Below are 17,610 nucleotides of genomic sequence, written 5' to 3' on the forward strand. Positions count from 1 at the left end.
CTCCTAAAAAATGTAATAATGCTACAATGAAAAATTAAATTTATCTTGAAGTAGTACCGAAGCTGCACCTAACATATCAAAATTCCCTTCAAGCGACGTCATTTGCACCTTTAGCCCTTTAGCCATAGGGTGGAGCGTATTTTTCTCCAAATGGACTTTGACTTGGTTGTACAAGGATTCGTTCTCATAGACCAACTCCCCTCCAAGAATGACCTTTTCTGGATTAAATAAATGAACCAAATTCGTGATGCCTATGGCCAGATTCTTTGCCACTTCATCATTAATCATCACGGCCAGCGGATCTTTGTCCTTCAACGAGCGAATAAAAAGCGGTAGCGTCATCTTTAAAATATCACCTTGTGCCGCCTCTACCATCGGTGAAGTTGCCCCTTTTGTAATGTGAGAGAAAATACGTGTTTGAATGGCTGGCCAACTGACATAATTTTCTAAACATCCACGGCTTCCACACTCACAAAGCTCACCATGGCGGTCAATGCTCGTATGACCAAACTCTCCAGCTCCGCCACCTCTGCCTCGATAAATGTCACCGTTGACAATAATCCCAGCGCCTACCCCGTCGCCTACAGTCACATATAGCATATTTTTACATGAATCAAAAGAATTAAAATTCTTTTCTGCCAAAATGAAAGCGTTTGTATCATTGTCCACATAAACAGGTAGATGAAAGGCATCTTCAAACATCCGTTTAATCGGGACATTGAACAAATTCATCTTAGAATTATGACGGACGACACCTTCCGACGCATCGACCACCCCTTGGGTAATGACCGCAATGCCTGCACACTTGTCAAGTGAAGCCGTGTGCTTCATGAAAGCTTGCAGCACTTCGATCACTTCCTCAATGACTTTCGGGCCATTGGTCTGCACAGGAACGTGAATTTTCCGCCGCACATTTGCTTCCAAATTCATTTCAGAGACAATCAGTGATGATTTTTTGATCGCAACGCCGATCATAAAATGGCGATCCGGTAAAAATTGCACAAGCTTAGGTTTTCTCCCGCCGCTTGATTGTCCAATGCCTCCTTCGCCTACAAGCCCTTCTTGAATAAGCTCCTGCACAGCTGTCGTAACGGTCGTCGGACTAAGCTGGTGCCTTTTGGCGATCTCTGTTCGGGAGATTGGACCATAATGACGTATCGTATCCAAAATGATGGACCGATTTAATTCCTGGATGAGCTTTAAATCACCTGTTCTCCGCAATCCGACGTCACCTCAACATTCTCCAACGACCGGATGAAGTAAAGCTAAAAACGAGACACATTAGAAAACACATTAGCAAATTTCGGTTTTTATGAAGTTACTTTTAGCACTGGTTGTATGAAGTTTTCAACTGCATTATATAAGTATTCTGTAAAATAAACAACCATTTTTGTGTCTTTTTTGCCTAATTTGTCTTTTTAGACAATTTTAACAGGCGACTTTGTTTTAAGAAGTCACAGAAAAAAAAAGGCCGTCACTTTTTTCGGTACATAGGTAGTATGGATCATCGCTCACTGAAAAGTGTTTACCAGGTTCATGCTAAGCTCGTGCAATGTTTTTCAGATGTTTAACAAGGTGAGACAGGGATTACTAAAAACCGGGGGATCCGTTTGTCGTATTTGCAAAAGTGATGCCTTCCGCCAAAGCATGATAGCCTCACATAGCTTGAAAAGGTTCGCGGAATTAAGTTTAATGAAAATAAATGAAGAAACTGATTGAGTTGACGAAATAGATTGGATTGAGGTGGGTGATGTAAGTGAAGCAATTTCCTCAAGGAGTCAAATTTTGTTATCCTTGGCGAAGTTATCAACGCGAAGTATTGGAACATTTAAATACACATTTAAAAAACAATCATTTACACCTTGTTGCACCGCCAGGGTCAGGAAAAACGGTGCTCGGCTTAGAGGTCATGCTGCGATTAAATAAACCAACGCTTATTGTGTCGCCAACATTGGCGATACGCAACCAGTGGGTTGATCGTTTTACGGAGTTGTTCTTACAGCAGCAAGAGCCGCCTGATTGGATTTCAACGGATGTAAGGAACCCAGCGTTTGTGACAGTGACTACATATCAAGGGCTACATGCTTTATTAGAAGGCAAAACTAAAGAGAAAGGCAACGATTCCGATTTAGATGATGTCGAAAGAGAACTAAACGAGGTTGATATTTGTACAAAAGAAAAAGCGTTAGAAAAGCTGCTTCTGCAAAACTTTCAAACATTGATTTTAGACGAAGCCCATCATTTAAGGACGAGCTGGTGGGAGACAACCCGATGGTTTCGCGATCAATTAAAGCAACCGGCGGTAGTTGCACTAACCGCAACCCCACCATACGATGTAAGTTCCTCAGAATGGGAAAAGTATTTGGAATTGTGCGGACCAATCGATGAGGAAATCGATATTGCTGCCTTAGTCAGAGAAGGGGATCTGTGTCCACACCAAGATTACGTCTGGATGTCTACGCTCAGCCAGAAGGAAGAAGGCCCGATCCGTGCCTTTCGCGGTGAAGTACAAAAGGTGATTCAAGAGGTCAAAGTCAATAAAGACTTGATACACCTTTTAGAAAACCATCCGTGGATCACTTCAACAAACGAGCTTGAGGAAAAATTGGCTAAATACGGGTATTTCATTTCCATTATTTTGTTTTTAAAAGATATTGGGAGCGATCGTTGGCAATTGCCTTTTCAACAACTGGATGAAAAACATACTGATTTGCCGCAGCTGACTGACGAATGGATGGAAGAATTGCTTAGTGGACTGCTTTATCATGACCAACACGTGAATGTGAAAGACGAGCCTCTTAAAAGCATAAGAAAGACATTATCAAGCATCGGCGCACTTGAACGAAAAAGTGTCCGACTGGTCGCAACAAAGAGAATGCAACGGACTTTCATGCAAAGTGCTTCGAAACTGCAAAGTATAACAAATGTCGTTTCACTTGAAAAAGACACGCAAGGAAATGAGTTCCGGCTTGTTGTGTTAGCTGATTACATATATAAAGATGACTTGCCCAAAGCAGATCAAGACATAAAACCAATGCACCGGTTGGGAGTCATTCCTATCTTTGAAGTGTTAAGAAGGCAACTGAAAAATCGTTGCCAGCTTGGTGTTTTAACTGGCTCGATCGTCATTATTCCAACTCATGCCGTTTCTCGCCTGCATTCATCCGATTTAAATTTTTCAGTTCAGCCATTACGACACGATCCAGCATACAGCGAAGTGATGATGACCGGAGCATCAAGGCAAGAGATGGTGAAAGTCATCACGACCCTCTTTTCAGAAGGATATATTGATACGCTGGTAGGAACAACTGCCTTGCTCGGAGAAGGTTGGGATGCGCCAAGCGTAAACACGCTCGTATTAGCTTCATTTGTCGGGTCATTCATGTTAACCAACCAAATGAGAGGAAGGGCGATCCGCTCAGACAAAACCAATCCCGAAAAATGCGCAAACATTTGGCACTTGGTATGTGTTGATACCAACACGTTGGATGGAGGATATGATTATTCTTCATTATCGAGAAGGTTTAAATCGTTAAGTGGATTAGACGAGGAATTACCGATGATCGTTTCTGGGATAGAGCGCCTCCGCTTCCCTCACCCGCCATTTTCAGCTAAAACGGCAGAGGACATCAATTCTCTTATGACAAAACGAGCAATGAAGAGGACAAGCTTGTTTGCAAGATGGCAGGAAGCCACACATTTAGGTGAAAAGAAAAGAGAACAAATGGATGTAAAAAAGCACGCCGTACCGAGACCATTTTTATTTAAGCACACATTAAAAGCACTGCTCATCACGACGGCAGCAATGATCATAGGTATAGTGTATGAATCTGCTGAGGCGAGCCTCTATGTAGAGTATGATGGCATTTTGCCTACAATAGCAATTGCCGGCGTCGCGGGCTTGATTTTTTCAGCACCCTTTTGGTGGAAGGCTGTGCGAATATTTGTTGGGAATATTTCGATTGAATCAAGCTTACAAACCGCTGGACAGATCATTTATGATGTTTTATTTGAAATTGGAAGTATCGATACCCCGCCAAAGCAAAACAAAGTCGGCGTCAATAATCAATCAAATGGCATGGTCTGCTGTTCCCTCGAAAAAGGAACTCCTTATGAACAAAAACTGTTTTTGCAAGCTTTACAGCAGTTTCTTGAGCCGATAGATAACCCCAGATACATCCTTCATCGCACATCTGGGGGAAAGTGGTATGCCCGCCACGATTACCACGCGATCCCAGACGAAATCGGACGCAAAAAGGAATACACCCAGCTTTTTGAAGAGAAGTGGCAAAAGAAACTCGGTCAAGCAAGTGCCATTTTCACAAGAAATGTTGATGGAAGAAAGATCTTATTAAAAGCACGCGTAAAAGCCATGTCCGGAAAATTTGTCAAACGGACAGAACGCAAAAGCGTATGGAAATAATCGTTTCCTTGAAAGTTAGGCTGACATACTACGCCTCGTTGTATTCACCTATTTTTTACAGAAAACAAAACCGGATCGGCAACGATGGACCTACTGTTGCCCGTATTTCAGGAAAATAACACATAGGGAGACTTTATGTAAAACAAAGTTGAGTAGAAATACGTTTGAGGCTGTTGAATGCTGAAACTCCTTTTTAGAAATAGCATTGTTGACAGACAGCTAAAGGATTTAGAGCCCAGATGTCTTTAAACGAATGCCTTACAGCAGAAGGAACAGTCGAAAACAATATTTTTCGTATCGAGCAGAGAATATCAAGAAGCTGTTTAATTTACTACCAATAAGAGACAATAATAAAAAGCTCGTATGATTATGAAAGGAGCCTAGATGACATGGAGAAACCAATACCTTTTTTAATGTTTCAAGAAGGCAACGCTGAAGAAGCAATGAATTGGTACATCTCATTGGTCGAAGACTCTGAAGTGAAAAGTATTACTCGCTACGGTGCAAATGATGTAGGTGAAGAAGGAACCGTGATGAGTGCCACCTTTTCACTGAAAGGGCAAGAATTTATGTGCATCGACAGCCACATCAAGCACGATTTTACCTTCACTCCCTCGTTTTCTATATACCTCACCTGTACGACAGAAGAGGAAATACAAGCCTTGTATGATGCACTGGCTGAAGAAGGCGACGCGCTCATGCCTCTCGATCATTATGGATTCAGTCACCGCTTCGGCTGGCTAGTCGATCGCTTTGGGGTTTCCTGGCAGCTAGACCTTCCTTTTAAAGAATAAAATAATAGCCTAAAAATTAAGCGCTTTTTCACAAAGACTGTAATGAGAAGATACTTAGGATAAATACAAGCCAATGTATTTACCTGGTCTTCTCGGTGAGTTAAGGACAAGTGATTAAATCTGTACTTATTGCCGTTCCTTTAAGAGGACATAAGGAGATTTTAAATGGCTATTTTAAGAGACATAGAATATGAAAATAGTGGCTGTGAGTTTGAAATTCAGTTCATTGCCGATAGAGGAGATGGTTTAAAAAGTAAAGTAATCCTTCGTGATGTATTGAATACAAAGGGTATATCATGGGATTTCGCTTATTTTAAATACGGATTAGCATCAAATTTTTTCAGAATTAATCAGTATGGATAAGCAATATCATTGTGAATTTGCCCCTTCAGACCCAGGGTTCATGATCTTTTATATCGCGCCGCCATCAGAATTTGCCGATATTTAAATGTATAAGCTTATCTTTGCGCTTGACGCAGGTAAAATGAGTCATCATAGTATAACAGATTCTGGTCCAGCTCTTTGTCTCATCGTGAATAAATCTGAACTCGAAGACTTTTTTCATGCATATTGTAAAGAACACAACTTGAAGATAGATAAAAATAAAGCGTTCTAATACTTTTAGATCCTATAGTGGACGAACAGAAGACGATGCTTATTGGCATCGTCTTTTAGAGATCATATGTCGTTGAATTATTCGTGATCAATAGTACATTTCCTCAAAAGGCTTTATATTAAGAGCGGAATGACTTGTCTCCAGAGCCTTTCGCACTATTGAAACGAAGACGTTGCCCCAAATTGCTTCATTTTCGCCTTGATAAGTCTTCGGCTTCTTAGCGACTATAAACTTGCTCAAGATAATCATTCAAGTCATGTCACCTTCACAACTAACTCACTGTCGGTACTTCAGTCATCTTTCCTGTTCTTCTCCTCCCTAATTTTTTATATTCTTAGGGCGCAGGGTTTGGCTCTATCGTATTGTTGCTGTCAGTATTTTTCCAAATTTCTGCTTCTAACTCTGGGAATCCTAAATCAACAATGTCGTCTTTCGTTTCGTCTGTTAACGAAAGTCCCCATTCTTCAAAAAATGGAATCAAGTTCTGTCTTGCAGCTTCAGAAGCCCAGACCATCGTTTGTTGTATTTTTTCTTCATTGGTTTGTGGCAGTTCGCTTTCTGGTGTTTCACGAACCTGCTTAAAGAAGGTCGGATAAAAATCATCTCCATACGCAAGGTCCAATTGCCAGAACATCACGAGTTTCTCAAAGACGCCTAAATCAGCATAATCTCTGGACGGCTCTTCTAAAAATTCGAAGGCTCTATCGTAGACACCGTCTGCTTCCAAGCGTGAAGGTTGGCCAAAATGTTCCTGAACGGTAAGGCTAAAGATGTTCGTTGTGACTTCAGTAAACATGCCTGGTGTCCAAGGGTATTGCTGATGCACGTGGCCTAGCTCATGCCACGGTCCCCAACCATCCGTTTTCAATAGATTTAGGTCTAATACATACTGCATGGCTTCCTCAGCATAGGCCGTGTGATTAAACCAAGCGTACATCCAATATCCCTCTTCTTGGGTTTGCCGGTAATGATAACGGAAGTCTGTCGTTCGATGTAAGGAGCTCGCATTTGGTGATAACCCTGATACTTCGGCTTCAATATCGACAACTTCGTCATGCGCTTCTAGTAATTCTTCCGGGTCGGAAACCATCTCTGCAAAACTGATATCTGCTGTAATCATCACTTTAGATGATACTAATTCAAACACAGGCGCAGTGGCATTGTCTTCCAAGCTTTGCTGCCATTCCGCTAGCGTTGTATTTCCTAGTTCAAATGTCGGGATAATGTCTGCGCCATTAATTGTCACTTGTGCCGGTTGATTGGTCGGCTCGCTTTCATTAATCAGATAAAGAATGCCGCTTTCTGAAGCGGTCATTTTATTGACGCCTGGTTTCAGTTCAATCCCTTCTGATCTCCCTTCTGCATATTCATTTAATATCGGTGGGGAGATGACAAGTCTAGGCAGAACGGACTGATTGGCTTTATGCACAGTGACAGTGATTTCTTGACCTTCGGATACATAGCGTCCTGTTGGCTGATAATATGAGGGACCAAACGACACCTTTAAACGCTCTCGTTCATCGTCAATCGTACCGTTTTGTTGTAAAGTAATCGTTGTTTTATTGTCAGGAGCACTTGCCAGTGAATAAGTAGGAAAAATCAAGGTGAAAATTAATAAAAAACTGCTTATCATAGTCATTTTTGCTCTCATTTCCATCTCCCTTTCGGAACAATCTCAATATTTTTTGTGTCACACAACAAGATTTACTTCTAGATAAATCTTCTGAAAAAGTTCAATAGAAAATTTAGCAACCCCCTCCTTTCATTAACTATATAGAAATAAAAACATGATTGTTCATGCGCTTAGAAGTCGCCATTTACACAGTTTCCTCAATGGAGTTCTCTATATTGTTAATTATTAGATTTTTGTAAATATTAAGATTTAAGAGATAATCATTGTACCAGACTGATAGAACGGGGTGATCATGACCTCATTTACACAATGGTCAAGAACGCATTATTTTTTGAAGAATGACAGCATTCATTTAGTATCATTTCGACAATTTGGTGCGAACCCTTCAAGATTTATACAAGCTTAGGAGTTCGCACTTAGAACGGTACACCTAACTTTACACGAGAAACACTTCTGGATATTCTACAATACCATGCACGCCGTCTAAGCTGCCTTTGACGAGCTCTAAGACCATAAAAGCTTCGTCAGAAACATCAAAGGGCGGGAAAATTTGATACTGCGACGCTCGTGTAAATCCGAATTTTGGATAATACCTCTCGTGTCCGATGACAATCACCACTTGAAACCCTAGCATTCTAGCTTTCTCTAATGAATGATGCATTAATGCTTTCCCGACCCCTTGGTTTTGAAAGGCAGGTTTCACAGAGACAGGAGCGAGGGCGAGGGCTTCCGTCGTCTTCGTCTCATTTTTTATTTGAATCTTGCTTAACATAATATGACCGATGAGATCTTCTTCTCGTTCGTAAACGATTGAAAGCTCTGGAATAAACACATCTGTTTTGCGCAAACGGTGTACAAGCTCATGCTCTGTTTGATCGCTGTAGGGTAGTTCAGCAAAGGCTTCTTTGACAAGTTGCTCGGTTCGTTGATAGTCTCGTTTTTCTTCATTTCGAATTCCCATATTGACTGCCTTTCTCTTTACATTCTATTTTTAGTCAATCATTGATCTCCTTCTGGAAATACTTTCTAGACCTCTTCCCCTTTTCCTTCTTTAATTCATCGTGTGAGAAAGAGCCTATATCTTAATCGTGGGGAAGCATTTCGCATCATACATGGCTCTTTAGATAAACTTAACCGTTAGTTCCGGCTTAAATTAAGTAAAAAGTCCCGTAACAGGACATTGGGTCTTGTGTCCTGTTACGGGGCTGCCTTGCGTATTTTGATTGTTTACTCCGCGTTCATGCGCCACACAGTCAATCCTGAACTCATCGTCTGACAATGCCCAATCGCTTGCTGGGCATCGTTCATCGTTGAATTTGTATCGACAAGATAGCGGAATTCGTAAAAGCCGCCTAATGTCGCTTTAAAATTCGTCTCCCAATAGTTACTCATCGCCCATGAATAAACGTGACGCTCAGTGTCATCCTTTTGCTGGGTATGCAATAATCGCGTGCCGCGTTCGAGGCTGCCTAATTGCACAAGCGGCGTATCTGGTGTGGCGATCATGAGCGAGCGTTCTTCGCCGACAAAGGCCATACCATCTTGAATGCAGTAATAATCTAACAGCGTTCCTGGAAGCTGATCGACCCATGGACGTACATTGGCACCCGCTTTATCAAAATAGAGTGTTTCGTCCTGCTTTGTACTCGTCATAAAAGGGAGGGAAATATAGACGTTTTCAGGCTCCCATACGCTCTCCTTATGCAGGCGAACAGCGACGTCTACTCGGCTGCTTGACGCGTATACTTTTAAGAATAGTGAATAATAGCTCATACCATCGACTTCAAACTGGAGCTCAACCGTGCCGAACAATGGACCATTTGCTAACGCACGCGCCTTGACCAGTTGACCTACGGAACGTTGCACATTTAATCCTTTACGGTTACGGCCCATCGTACTTCGTGCGGTAAAAACGCTCCCTGAATGTTTAGGGTCTGTCGCCGGCGTCACTTCGTAGACTGGAGAAAAAGCGTTATGCTTCCGATCGGTACGAAGCAAATCTTCTCCTGACGCTTTATCTATCCAGGAATCAATGCCTTCCCCGCTCCACGTTAATTTCACATAAGGCGACTCGATGCTGTGCTCCGTAATCACAAATGGGCTAGTGCCCGCCCCTGAAGGCTGGATATCATCAATGTCGTAGATTGTGTCCGCGCCGACCAATTTAACATTACTCGTCGTGATCGCTGCAGACGTTTTTACCGGACGGATAAAGTAGTGCTTTTGTTCTCCTGGCTGAAGATCGACCTCAATGGTTGCACTTTCAAAGCTCGTTTGATGGGGAACAACTTTTCCGCTTTGCTCCTCAACGACTTCCAATCCGTCCGAAAACCGTGCGTTCTCAAAGCCATTCCATGTTAATTCAACCAGTTGCTTAGTGGGCTGTGATTCCGTATTCATCACTTGATAGCGAAATGCCCGTCCTGGATGTAACAATGCGCCCCCGTTTGCGGCGTTTAGTTTGTCTAATGCATGATGCGCTAGCCGACTGGCATTGGCCGCGTATGCGAGCTTGCGTACTTCAAGCATTTGTACATTCCAATCCCATGGCGAATGAATCGATGCATGATAGCCCCACGTATGCTCAGCGTACATGACGAGCTGGTGTTCAATCTTCTCTCGCTCTTCAGCGCTAATAATGTTCTCATCTGGATCAAGCGCTTTAACTTTACGCAACGCACGCTGGCCGTCTTTAAAAATTTGTGTTTGCATTGGTGTCGATGCGACGCCGTCTGACCACCAGTCTGGCCAATCTCCACGATACACAGGAATGTCCGTCTTCTGTACTTTCAATTGCTTAAAGAACTGACTTAATGTCGTCATTTCAATTTGCACTTGCTCGCCATGCTTTTCATTCCACGCATTCAGCACTTGCATAATGTCGCCATTTGGTGAACCATTGTCCGTTGCAAGTCCTGATACCATCACGGGCACGAAGTCGTATGGATACCCTTCCTCCTCTAGCTTTTTTAAATAACGTTCAATCCGTGTCGTCATCACTTCATCGTGATTGTCTACGATTGCCGGTGTATGAAATTCATCACGAATCATATAGCGTCCGACGCCATCCGGACAGAGGCCGAGCTCATTACCGATCATGTAATGCTCCCCATTCCATACGAGCAACCGTTCACCCGCTGGCGTTTCCCACCAAAACGGCATTTGTTTACGACCGAGGGGGAACATGCCATGATGTGTATGAATACACGAAAACAAGTGTTTTACGCCGACATCGAGCAAACTCTGCGCGTAGCCCCAGCTATACCCATTAATATCTGCGGTCATCGCCGAATCTACAGAAACGCCGATCGACTTTCCGTAATCTGCCGCTTTTTGATGAATTGAGCGAAGCAAATCTTCGCCAGCAAGTTCTGTCATATTCAGATAGGTTCCCGATAATTCAATATCTCCCTGCCGTACCGCTTCCGCAAAATCCTTTTTTTCTTCTTCCGACGCCTCTTTTAAAAACTGTTCGACAGCCCAAAATGTCTCACACGTCCATTTAAAGCCCTTTCTCTCAGGACGTACCCCGGAACGGATGTCTTTTGAGATGGCAATGGCTTGGCGAATAAAGTCAATATGATACTGTTCAATGCGTTCCTGCCTTTCTGTATAGCCAATATCTGTATGGGAATGATGGATCGCGTATATGCGCCACTTTCGATTTAGTTGTTTCATATATTTTTTCGCTCCTTAGTTTTTAGTTGAATTGGCAAAAAGCTGGCAGACTCCTTTAAATGTACTGAACGATAAATCGTCGGAAATACGGACAGGGACGCCTTTCATTTGATCGACAACAAACAACGTTCCACTTTTGGCAATCTGTCCGCCGAGAATGATCGCATCTGGCTTAAACGACGCGATGACTGGGGAAAGAGCGTCTTCCAACCGGTTGCGCCATTTTTGAAACACTTCAACCGGTCGTTTTTCTCCTGCTAGTGCGCGCTCTGCCAAGCGCTTCACATCATCCGCACCTGCCGAGACGTCAGCCACTCCTGTCTCTAAAGCAAGCCTAAGAAGACCTCGGCGGGAGAAATGATCGTCCATGATGCCGTCGAGATAAGGCACACGGTACAGCCATCCTTCAGGCGGGACACCCTCACCACATTTCACTAAATGCCCATTGCTGACGAAAGCTGATCCAAATCCCGTGCCAATGGTTAACACAATCACACGGGAAAAAGATCGTCCTGCGCCATACGAGCATTCGCCTAAAGCAAATAACGCCGCATCATTTTCAAAAGCGATGACCGGAGCTTCAAGCCATCTTCCTTTCAGCTCCGGTAACGCAGTCAGTCGATCGGTCAATTCACTTTTTAGATTGACTCCATATAACGCATCGAACTTTTGTAACCCCTTGATCTGGCAAATCCCTTTTTCATAGTCGAATGGCCCAGGAAAAGCCATACCAACCCCACGAATGATTCCTCCATCAGGTACCCGTTTTGCTTGCGTTTGGATTAATTCGCTAAAGTGATCGATCAGTTCATCTTTCGGTGCATCTGCATGAGATGGATACACGTGCACCCCGTCAACCATCGCACCATCGCAGCGTACGATACTGGCCTTAATATACGTTCCTCCAACATCGAAGGCCAAGACGTAATCAGGCATGCGAATCATCGACCAAACTCACGTCCCAATTTTTTGCGACGCCAGCCTTAATCAGCTTACATGGCGTGCTTCCTAAATTCTCGACCGCATAAGCACCAAACGCTGCCGGAACGATGTACGATTCCGCATAATTAAATTCGACAGACACACTCTCATCTTCCAATGAAACAATACGTACACGTTCACCTTCCACGAGGTTAAACATGACAAATTCGTCGGCTGTATCATCTTCCCAGCGGTCGGTTAAATGTAGGCGATTGACATAAAACAGCAGATCATCCCGCTCACCGAGCACATACTCTTCATTCTCTCCTTGCTGCTTAACAAGCTGCGGCGATTTCATTAATTGGTCTTTAACCCAATTGGTTTTTCGAGAGAAATCGATGTTGTCAAAGGCGTAATCAATATTGATCGGTCGTTGCTTACCATCTGCGTCTTTTCTGACGTAATCGTAGATTTTAAAGGTAAACCACCATGTTGTTGCAGAGATTTCCAAGACGAAGTTATCCTTCCCTGAGCAATGAACGGTCCCCGTCGGAATGGGATAAAAATCACCTTTTTCACTCGGCCATTCCTGAACGTAATCGGTAAATGCGATCGGCTCACCTGTCTCCTGAGATTGTTCAACAGCACTTCGGAAGCCTTCCGCGGTACAGTCTTCCGTCAAACCGAGATATACCTTCGCATCATTTTGCTTTTCCATAATGTAATACGACTCTTGTTGTTCCATAAATTCGTTAAAGGTTTCACGGACATAGGCTTGTTTCGGGTGCACTTGACAGGACAAGTTGTCACCATCCATCGTATCGAGGAAATCAAAGCGAACAGGGAAATAATCGCCAAACAGACGAGCATTTCGCTCACCTATCATATCCACGTGCGCAAAGGCCATGACGAGCAGGAAGGGAATCTCAACGATGTGTTCCCCCTTCGATATAAGCACAGAATTTTCCGGTGCGATCGGCTCAAAATTCCATGCACAATTCACCATATCTTCTGGTAAATCAGCTACCTTCTTTAAGTATTGTCCTCCCCAAATACCTGGCATTAAAAATGGTTTGACACGAAGCGGAAAACGAGCGATGTCCCGAATAACCTTTTGTAAGTCGCCGACAGTCAACGCTACAGGATCTTTAGGTTCATTCATGTCGACATACCAATCAAAGGCAGTGAGCGTTTCCTTCCGATACGTCTCCAGTAATGGCCACTCTAAAAAGTAGGCTATTTTGTACTTCTCGACAGCATCAACATTCCAACTAAAACCAAAATTCAGCAAACCGTTTTTATGAGCAATCTCTTGGTGCTCGCGTGACACATCGAGAAAAATAGATACGTCCGCACAACCATTTGACACCCACAATGCTCCTGGTCCAAAAACAATGCAGACCGTTGGCTCATTTGCTGTCTTTTTCAATTCAGTAACATAAGTTGAAAAGTCGTTTTGCGTCCCAGCACGAAAATACTCGTCTAGCTTTTGATCTGCCACATAGCCAAAAGCTCGATTATCGGTAATGTTCTTTTGAAAATGTTGTCTCAGTTCTGATCCCGATTTCAAATACCCATACGTGTCAAGCACCTCAAAACGAAGCCCTCGTTCTTGCACAAAAGGAAGTGCTTTCTGTAACAGCGCTTGAAAATCTGCACCGTGTGTCCCATCGATTACGAACGTAACGACATCCTTTTGCTTGTCTTCCACCTCCGCCAGCACGTGCTCCAATAAAGAATCGTACCCTTCCACCATATCTTTTTGTAACAGCGCTTGACGCACAGGATTCAATGGTCTTTTTTCAAACATGTCACTCTTCCCCCTTCATCTCATATTGAACTTTCCTGTTATTCGACGATCACTTGATTTGGCTCATCAAAAAATGACTGTAAAACGAGTGTAGCGGCACCGATGAGCCCCGCCCTCTCCCCTAAAGACGAGTTTTGAATCTGAACCTTTTGGGGATGGTGTAAAAGAGCTCGTTTTTTCATCATATCGGCAATGGTTGGCATCATCGGCTCATAATGATTGACCATCGACCCCCCGATCAGTAAAACTTCAGGATCAAAAAAGTGGATAAACGTCGTTAACGCTATACCGATGTACCGGCCAGCTTCATCGAGAATACGTCGGGCCAGCTCATCGCCGCCTTGTGCCGCAGCGATCACGTTACGTAACGCTAGTTTTTTTCATCCTCTTCAATCAATACACTTAACTGACTTGAGACACCGCGACGTACCTCTTCTTTTACTCTGCGAACGACCGCTAAACCAGAGGATAATGCTTCTAAACAGCCATAATTTCCACAATTACATAAGGGCCCGTCAATATCGATCGTTCCGTGACCGAGGTCACCACCCCCGTTATTAAACCCTCGATAAAATCTCCCTTGGTAAATGACACTGCCGCCGATCCCTTCATCAGCTAAGATAAAGATGACGTTTTCCTTGCCTTTAGCGGCACCAAACCACATTTCCCCTAAAGCAGCTGCATTCGCGTCTTTTTCTAAATGCACAGGCAGACGATACCGTTCACTGACCATATCTCGCAGAGGAACATGTCGCCATCCGGTTAGATTGGGCGGTTGAAGGATCACGCCCGATTCAATATCCAATGGACCAGGGGCCGAGATGCCGATGCCTAAGATACTTTCCTTTGTTACTCCTGCCGTTTCAATTACTGTATCAATGACAGCAAACATTTGCCCGACGATCGATGTACTTTCTAATGAAGCATCTGTCGGCACTTTTTCTTCAGCGACAACCGTTGCCTGCAGGTTGGTTAACACAGCCGATACTTGCGACACGCCTACCTCGACCCCGACCGCATAGTAAGCGTTTGCATTCAGACCATAGAGAACGGGCTTTCGACCACCTTTAGATTCTCCATGTCCCTGCTCACTTATTAAATTTGATTGAAAAAGCTTCTGAATAATATTGGAGATGGTAGCAAACGTCAGCTTTGTCTTTTCAGCAATGTCAGCTTTTGAAATAGGCCCCTCATTACGAATAAGACTTAATACAACGGATCGGTTCATTTGCTTCATATGATCAGCATTACTCGCAGACCTGTTCGATTCCATCTAATACTCACCTCCTTATTAAAACCGTTTTAATTTCCATCAATAGAATAAACCTTTCCGAACAAAAAAACAATCATTTTTCTAATAACTTTACATTGTTTTTAAAATCGTTTTAATTATGCATGTTGCGTCTTCTTACTTATGTTCACCAAACAATTCAATTGTAAGTAAGGTATACTGACAGGAGAAGACAATGTAAATGGACGGTGATTGTGATGGATATCCGGCACTTAACTTATTTTATCGAAGTAGCCAAATGCCGTAGCTTTACTCGTGCGGCTGAAAACTTATTTGTGACACAGCCAACAATCAGTAAAATGATTAAAAATTTGGAGGATGAGTTAGGTGTTGAGCTTTTTGAACGATCGCGTAAACAGCTTGTTTTGACAGATGCAGGGCGGCTTATTTTAGAAAAAGCACAAACGATCCACCAAGCCTTTGAGCACTTACAGCAAGAAATTGATGACTTAGTCGGCTTACAGAAAGGGCACCTTCGCATCGGCGTGCCGCCTATCATGGATGGCGAGCAGATCATACGCCTGCTCGGGGAGTTTCACCAGAAGCATCCCCATATCACATTTGAGCTTTTTGAAAGTGGTGCCAAAAAGATTGAACAAGGGATTCAAGATGACCAGTTAGATGCGGGAATTACCGTGCTACCGACACTGGATGAGCATTTTCATTCATTTACCTTTTTAAAAGAAGAGCTTATGGTCGTCATTCCTCCCTCTCACCCCCTAGCCAATCGAAAGCAAATTAAGCTTGAACATTTGCAGAACGAGCCCATTATCATGTTCAATAAAGACTTTGCGTTAAACGACCGCATTACTACTGCTTGCCAACAAGCTGGATTTAAGCCCCGAATGATTGCCGAAAGCGCACAATGGGATTTTATCGGGAAAATGATTGCCGCGGGGTTAGGTCTTTCTATCCTTCCCCACAGTGTCACGAAGCTACTAAAGGAAGATGTGCATACAATACGGATCATTCAGCCTACAATGCACTGGAGCCTTGCATTGATTTGGAAAAAGGATCACTATGTCTCTTATGCAACACGCGCCTGGCTCTCCTTTACCCAAGAACGAATGATGCTTGAAGGACTGTAGACCGTTGCCAAAACCTTATATAACTCTATAAAGTTATGTTTCATTCCCTGTTCTACGTGTCCGATTTTGCCGAAGCTACTTTCGTTTGATATAACACTCCGAGGGCGTAAATTCCCATACAACGAATGGTACATATCAGCGTGCTCTTTTAGGTGATACTACGCTAATTCTTGATAGCTAGATAGATTTAGACTTGCATTATAGTCTCGATCTATCTTTAAACCACATGCCGAACAATTGTATGTACGATCTGATAATTTAAGGTCTCTTTTCAAGTGTCCACAATGACTACATGTTTTTGACGATGGATACCATGTGTCAGCGAGTACAAGTTGGATACCGTAAAACTCACATTTGTACTCCATTTGTCTTTTAAACTCATGTAGACATTGCTTTGTGATTGCCTTTGAAAGATGTTTGTTCTTCATCATTCCTTTAACATTCAGATTTTCCATGACAACTTTAGATGGCTTGGTTTTCACTATCTTTTTCGTTGTTTGATGAGCTATTCCTTATGTTTGCTAATTTACGATGAACTAACTTTATTTGCTTTTCGAGTTTTATAATATTGCTCGTTTTGACAAACGTACTCCCTTCTTTGTTAGATTCGTATTTTCTAGATACGCCGCGCTGCAATCTACGCAATTTCTTTTCTAGCTTCTTAACCGCTTTCGTTTTGTTGATGTTTTTAAACGTCGTGCCGTTACTACACACTGCTAATTCTTTTATTCCAACGTCAATTCCAATGACTTCTTCTGTTAACTCAACTTGTGGTTTCTCTTGATCAACACCAACGGACAAATACCAATACATTCCGTTAAAACTAACTCTAGGGTTGGTATATTTGATACTCATCGGAATCTGGCTGTTTTCATCCATCCTACTTTTTCAATGAGGACTTGCATCTGCTTCACTTTCAGTTTTTCTGTATCATTGTAGAATGACGGCTTAGACTTCCGTCTACTTTTAAATTTTGGTTTATCAGCCAATCCATTAAAGAAGCGTTTATATGCATTACACGCATCTTTTACAGCTTGTTTCGCTACATTATTTGACACCTCATTTAACCATGGAAGCTCTGTTTTCTTTAGCTGAGTGATTTCTTTTCTAAGGATGTTATCACTAGAATCAATTTCATAATTGACGTTTTTAAAAATGGGTTGAGTTACTCTACGATGATTTTTAAAGTTTTTTAATATGGGATGGAAATAGAATCACGCTGCTTTTATCGAATGTTTCTCCATTTCTAGTTTAATCCGATCTGTGGCCATTCTGGAGGCATTATAAACAAGCGTCACCAATTGGAAATGAAGCCTTGCCTTCTTACCTGTCCGATGACGGACATGATTGAGTCCA

Annotated in this window: 12 protein-coding genes and 2 pseudogenes; 4 read left to right on the plus strand and 10 right to left on the minus strand. The window is 42.8% G+C overall.

The annotated features are described in order from the left end of the window. Positions 1-21: 21 nt before the first annotated feature. Complete coding sequence (locus G4V62_RS13665) at positions 22-1,221, minus strand: ROK family transcriptional regulator (protein ID WP_165203111.1); 1,200 nt, start codon at positions 1,219-1,221, stop codon at positions 22-24. A gap of 535 nt (positions 1,222-1,756) precedes the next feature. On the opposite strand from G4V62_RS13665, the gene G4V62_RS13670 reads away from it, so the two are divergent. The 3 genes from G4V62_RS13670 to G4V62_RS13680 all read left to right on the plus strand — a co-directional run bounded on the left by G4V62_RS13670 (position 1,757) and on the right by G4V62_RS13680 (position 5,580). Next, positions 1,757-4,423: a DEAD/DEAH box helicase family protein gene (locus G4V62_RS13670; RefSeq protein WP_165203113.1), complete on the plus strand. Its 2,667-nt coding sequence runs from the start codon at positions 1,757-1,759 to the stop codon at positions 4,421-4,423. 389 nt (positions 4,424-4,812) lie between these two features. Further along, positions 4,813-5,217 (plus strand): VOC family protein, encoded by a 405-nt coding sequence (locus G4V62_RS13675; RefSeq protein ID WP_165203115.1) that lies wholly within the window; start codon positions 4,813-4,815, stop codon positions 5,215-5,217. Between the two features lie 165 nt (positions 5,218-5,382). Next, a complete protein-coding gene (locus tag G4V62_RS13680) occupies positions 5,383-5,580 on the plus strand; it encodes a hypothetical protein (RefSeq protein WP_165203117.1) in 198 nt (65 codons plus the stop codon). 587 nt (positions 5,581-6,167) lie between these two features. Here the strand turns inward: G4V62_RS13680 and G4V62_RS13685 are convergent. From G4V62_RS13685 to G4V62_RS13715, 7 genes are all read right to left on the minus strand, one after another. Continuing rightward, complete coding sequence (locus G4V62_RS13685; RefSeq protein WP_165203119.1) at positions 6,168-7,472, minus strand: M60 family metallopeptidase; 1,305 nt, start codon at positions 7,470-7,472, stop codon at positions 6,168-6,170. A 430-nt stretch (positions 7,473-7,902) separates the two neighbouring features. Continuing rightward, complete coding sequence (locus G4V62_RS13690) at positions 7,903-8,427, minus strand: GNAT family N-acetyltransferase (RefSeq protein ID WP_165203121.1); 525 nt, start codon at positions 8,425-8,427, stop codon at positions 7,903-7,905. A 266-nt stretch (positions 8,428-8,693) separates the two neighbouring features. Further along, entirely contained in the window at positions 8,694-11,144 is a 2,451-nt protein-coding gene (locus tag G4V62_RS13695) for a glycoside hydrolase family 38 N-terminal domain-containing protein (protein ID WP_165203123.1), read from the minus strand. A 15-nt stretch (positions 11,145-11,159) separates the two neighbouring features. Further along, positions 11,160-12,089, minus strand: a complete 930-nt coding sequence (locus G4V62_RS13700; protein WP_165203125.1) for an ROK family protein — start codon at positions 12,087-12,089, stop codon at positions 11,160-11,162. Next, on the minus strand, positions 12,073-13,875 hold the full coding sequence (locus G4V62_RS13705; RefSeq protein ID WP_165203127.1) for a class I mannose-6-phosphate isomerase: 1,803 nt from the start codon (positions 13,873-13,875) through the stop codon (positions 12,073-12,075). The genes G4V62_RS13700 and G4V62_RS13705 overlap by 17 nt, the downstream gene beginning before the upstream one ends. Before the next feature lie 38 nt (positions 13,876-13,913). Continuing rightward, entirely contained in the window at positions 13,914-14,234 is a 321-nt protein-coding gene (locus G4V62_RS13710) for an ROK family protein (RefSeq protein WP_165203129.1), read from the minus strand. An 11-nt stretch (positions 14,235-14,245) separates the two neighbouring features. Next, complete coding sequence (locus tag G4V62_RS13715) at positions 14,246-15,148, minus strand: ROK family transcriptional regulator (protein ID WP_165203131.1); 903 nt, start codon at positions 15,146-15,148, stop codon at positions 14,246-14,248. A 215-nt stretch (positions 15,149-15,363) separates the two neighbouring features. On the opposite strand from G4V62_RS13715, the gene cidR reads away from it, so the two are divergent. Continuing rightward, positions 15,364-16,254, plus strand: coding sequence for a cidABC operon transcriptional activator CidR (gene cidR / locus G4V62_RS13720; protein ID WP_165203133.1), 891 nt, complete (start codon positions 15,364-15,366; stop codon positions 16,252-16,254). Between the two features lie 158 nt (positions 16,255-16,412). On the opposite strand, the pseudogene G4V62_RS13725 reads toward cidR, so the two are convergent. Together G4V62_RS13725 and G4V62_RS13730 are read right to left on the minus strand one after the other, a co-directional pair. Continuing rightward, positions 16,413-17,378, minus strand: a pseudogene (locus G4V62_RS13725) (RNA-guided endonuclease InsQ/TnpB family protein); the annotation flags it as partial. 90 nt (positions 17,379-17,468) lie between these two features. Continuing rightward, positions 17,469-17,610: pseudogene (locus tag G4V62_RS13730) on the minus strand (IS5/IS1182 family transposase); the annotation flags it as partial.

The sequence above is a fragment of the Litoribacterium kuwaitense genome (assembly GCF_011058155.1).
Taxonomy (GTDB): Bacteria; Bacillota; Bacilli; order Bacillales; family DSM-28697; genus Litoribacterium; species Litoribacterium kuwaitense.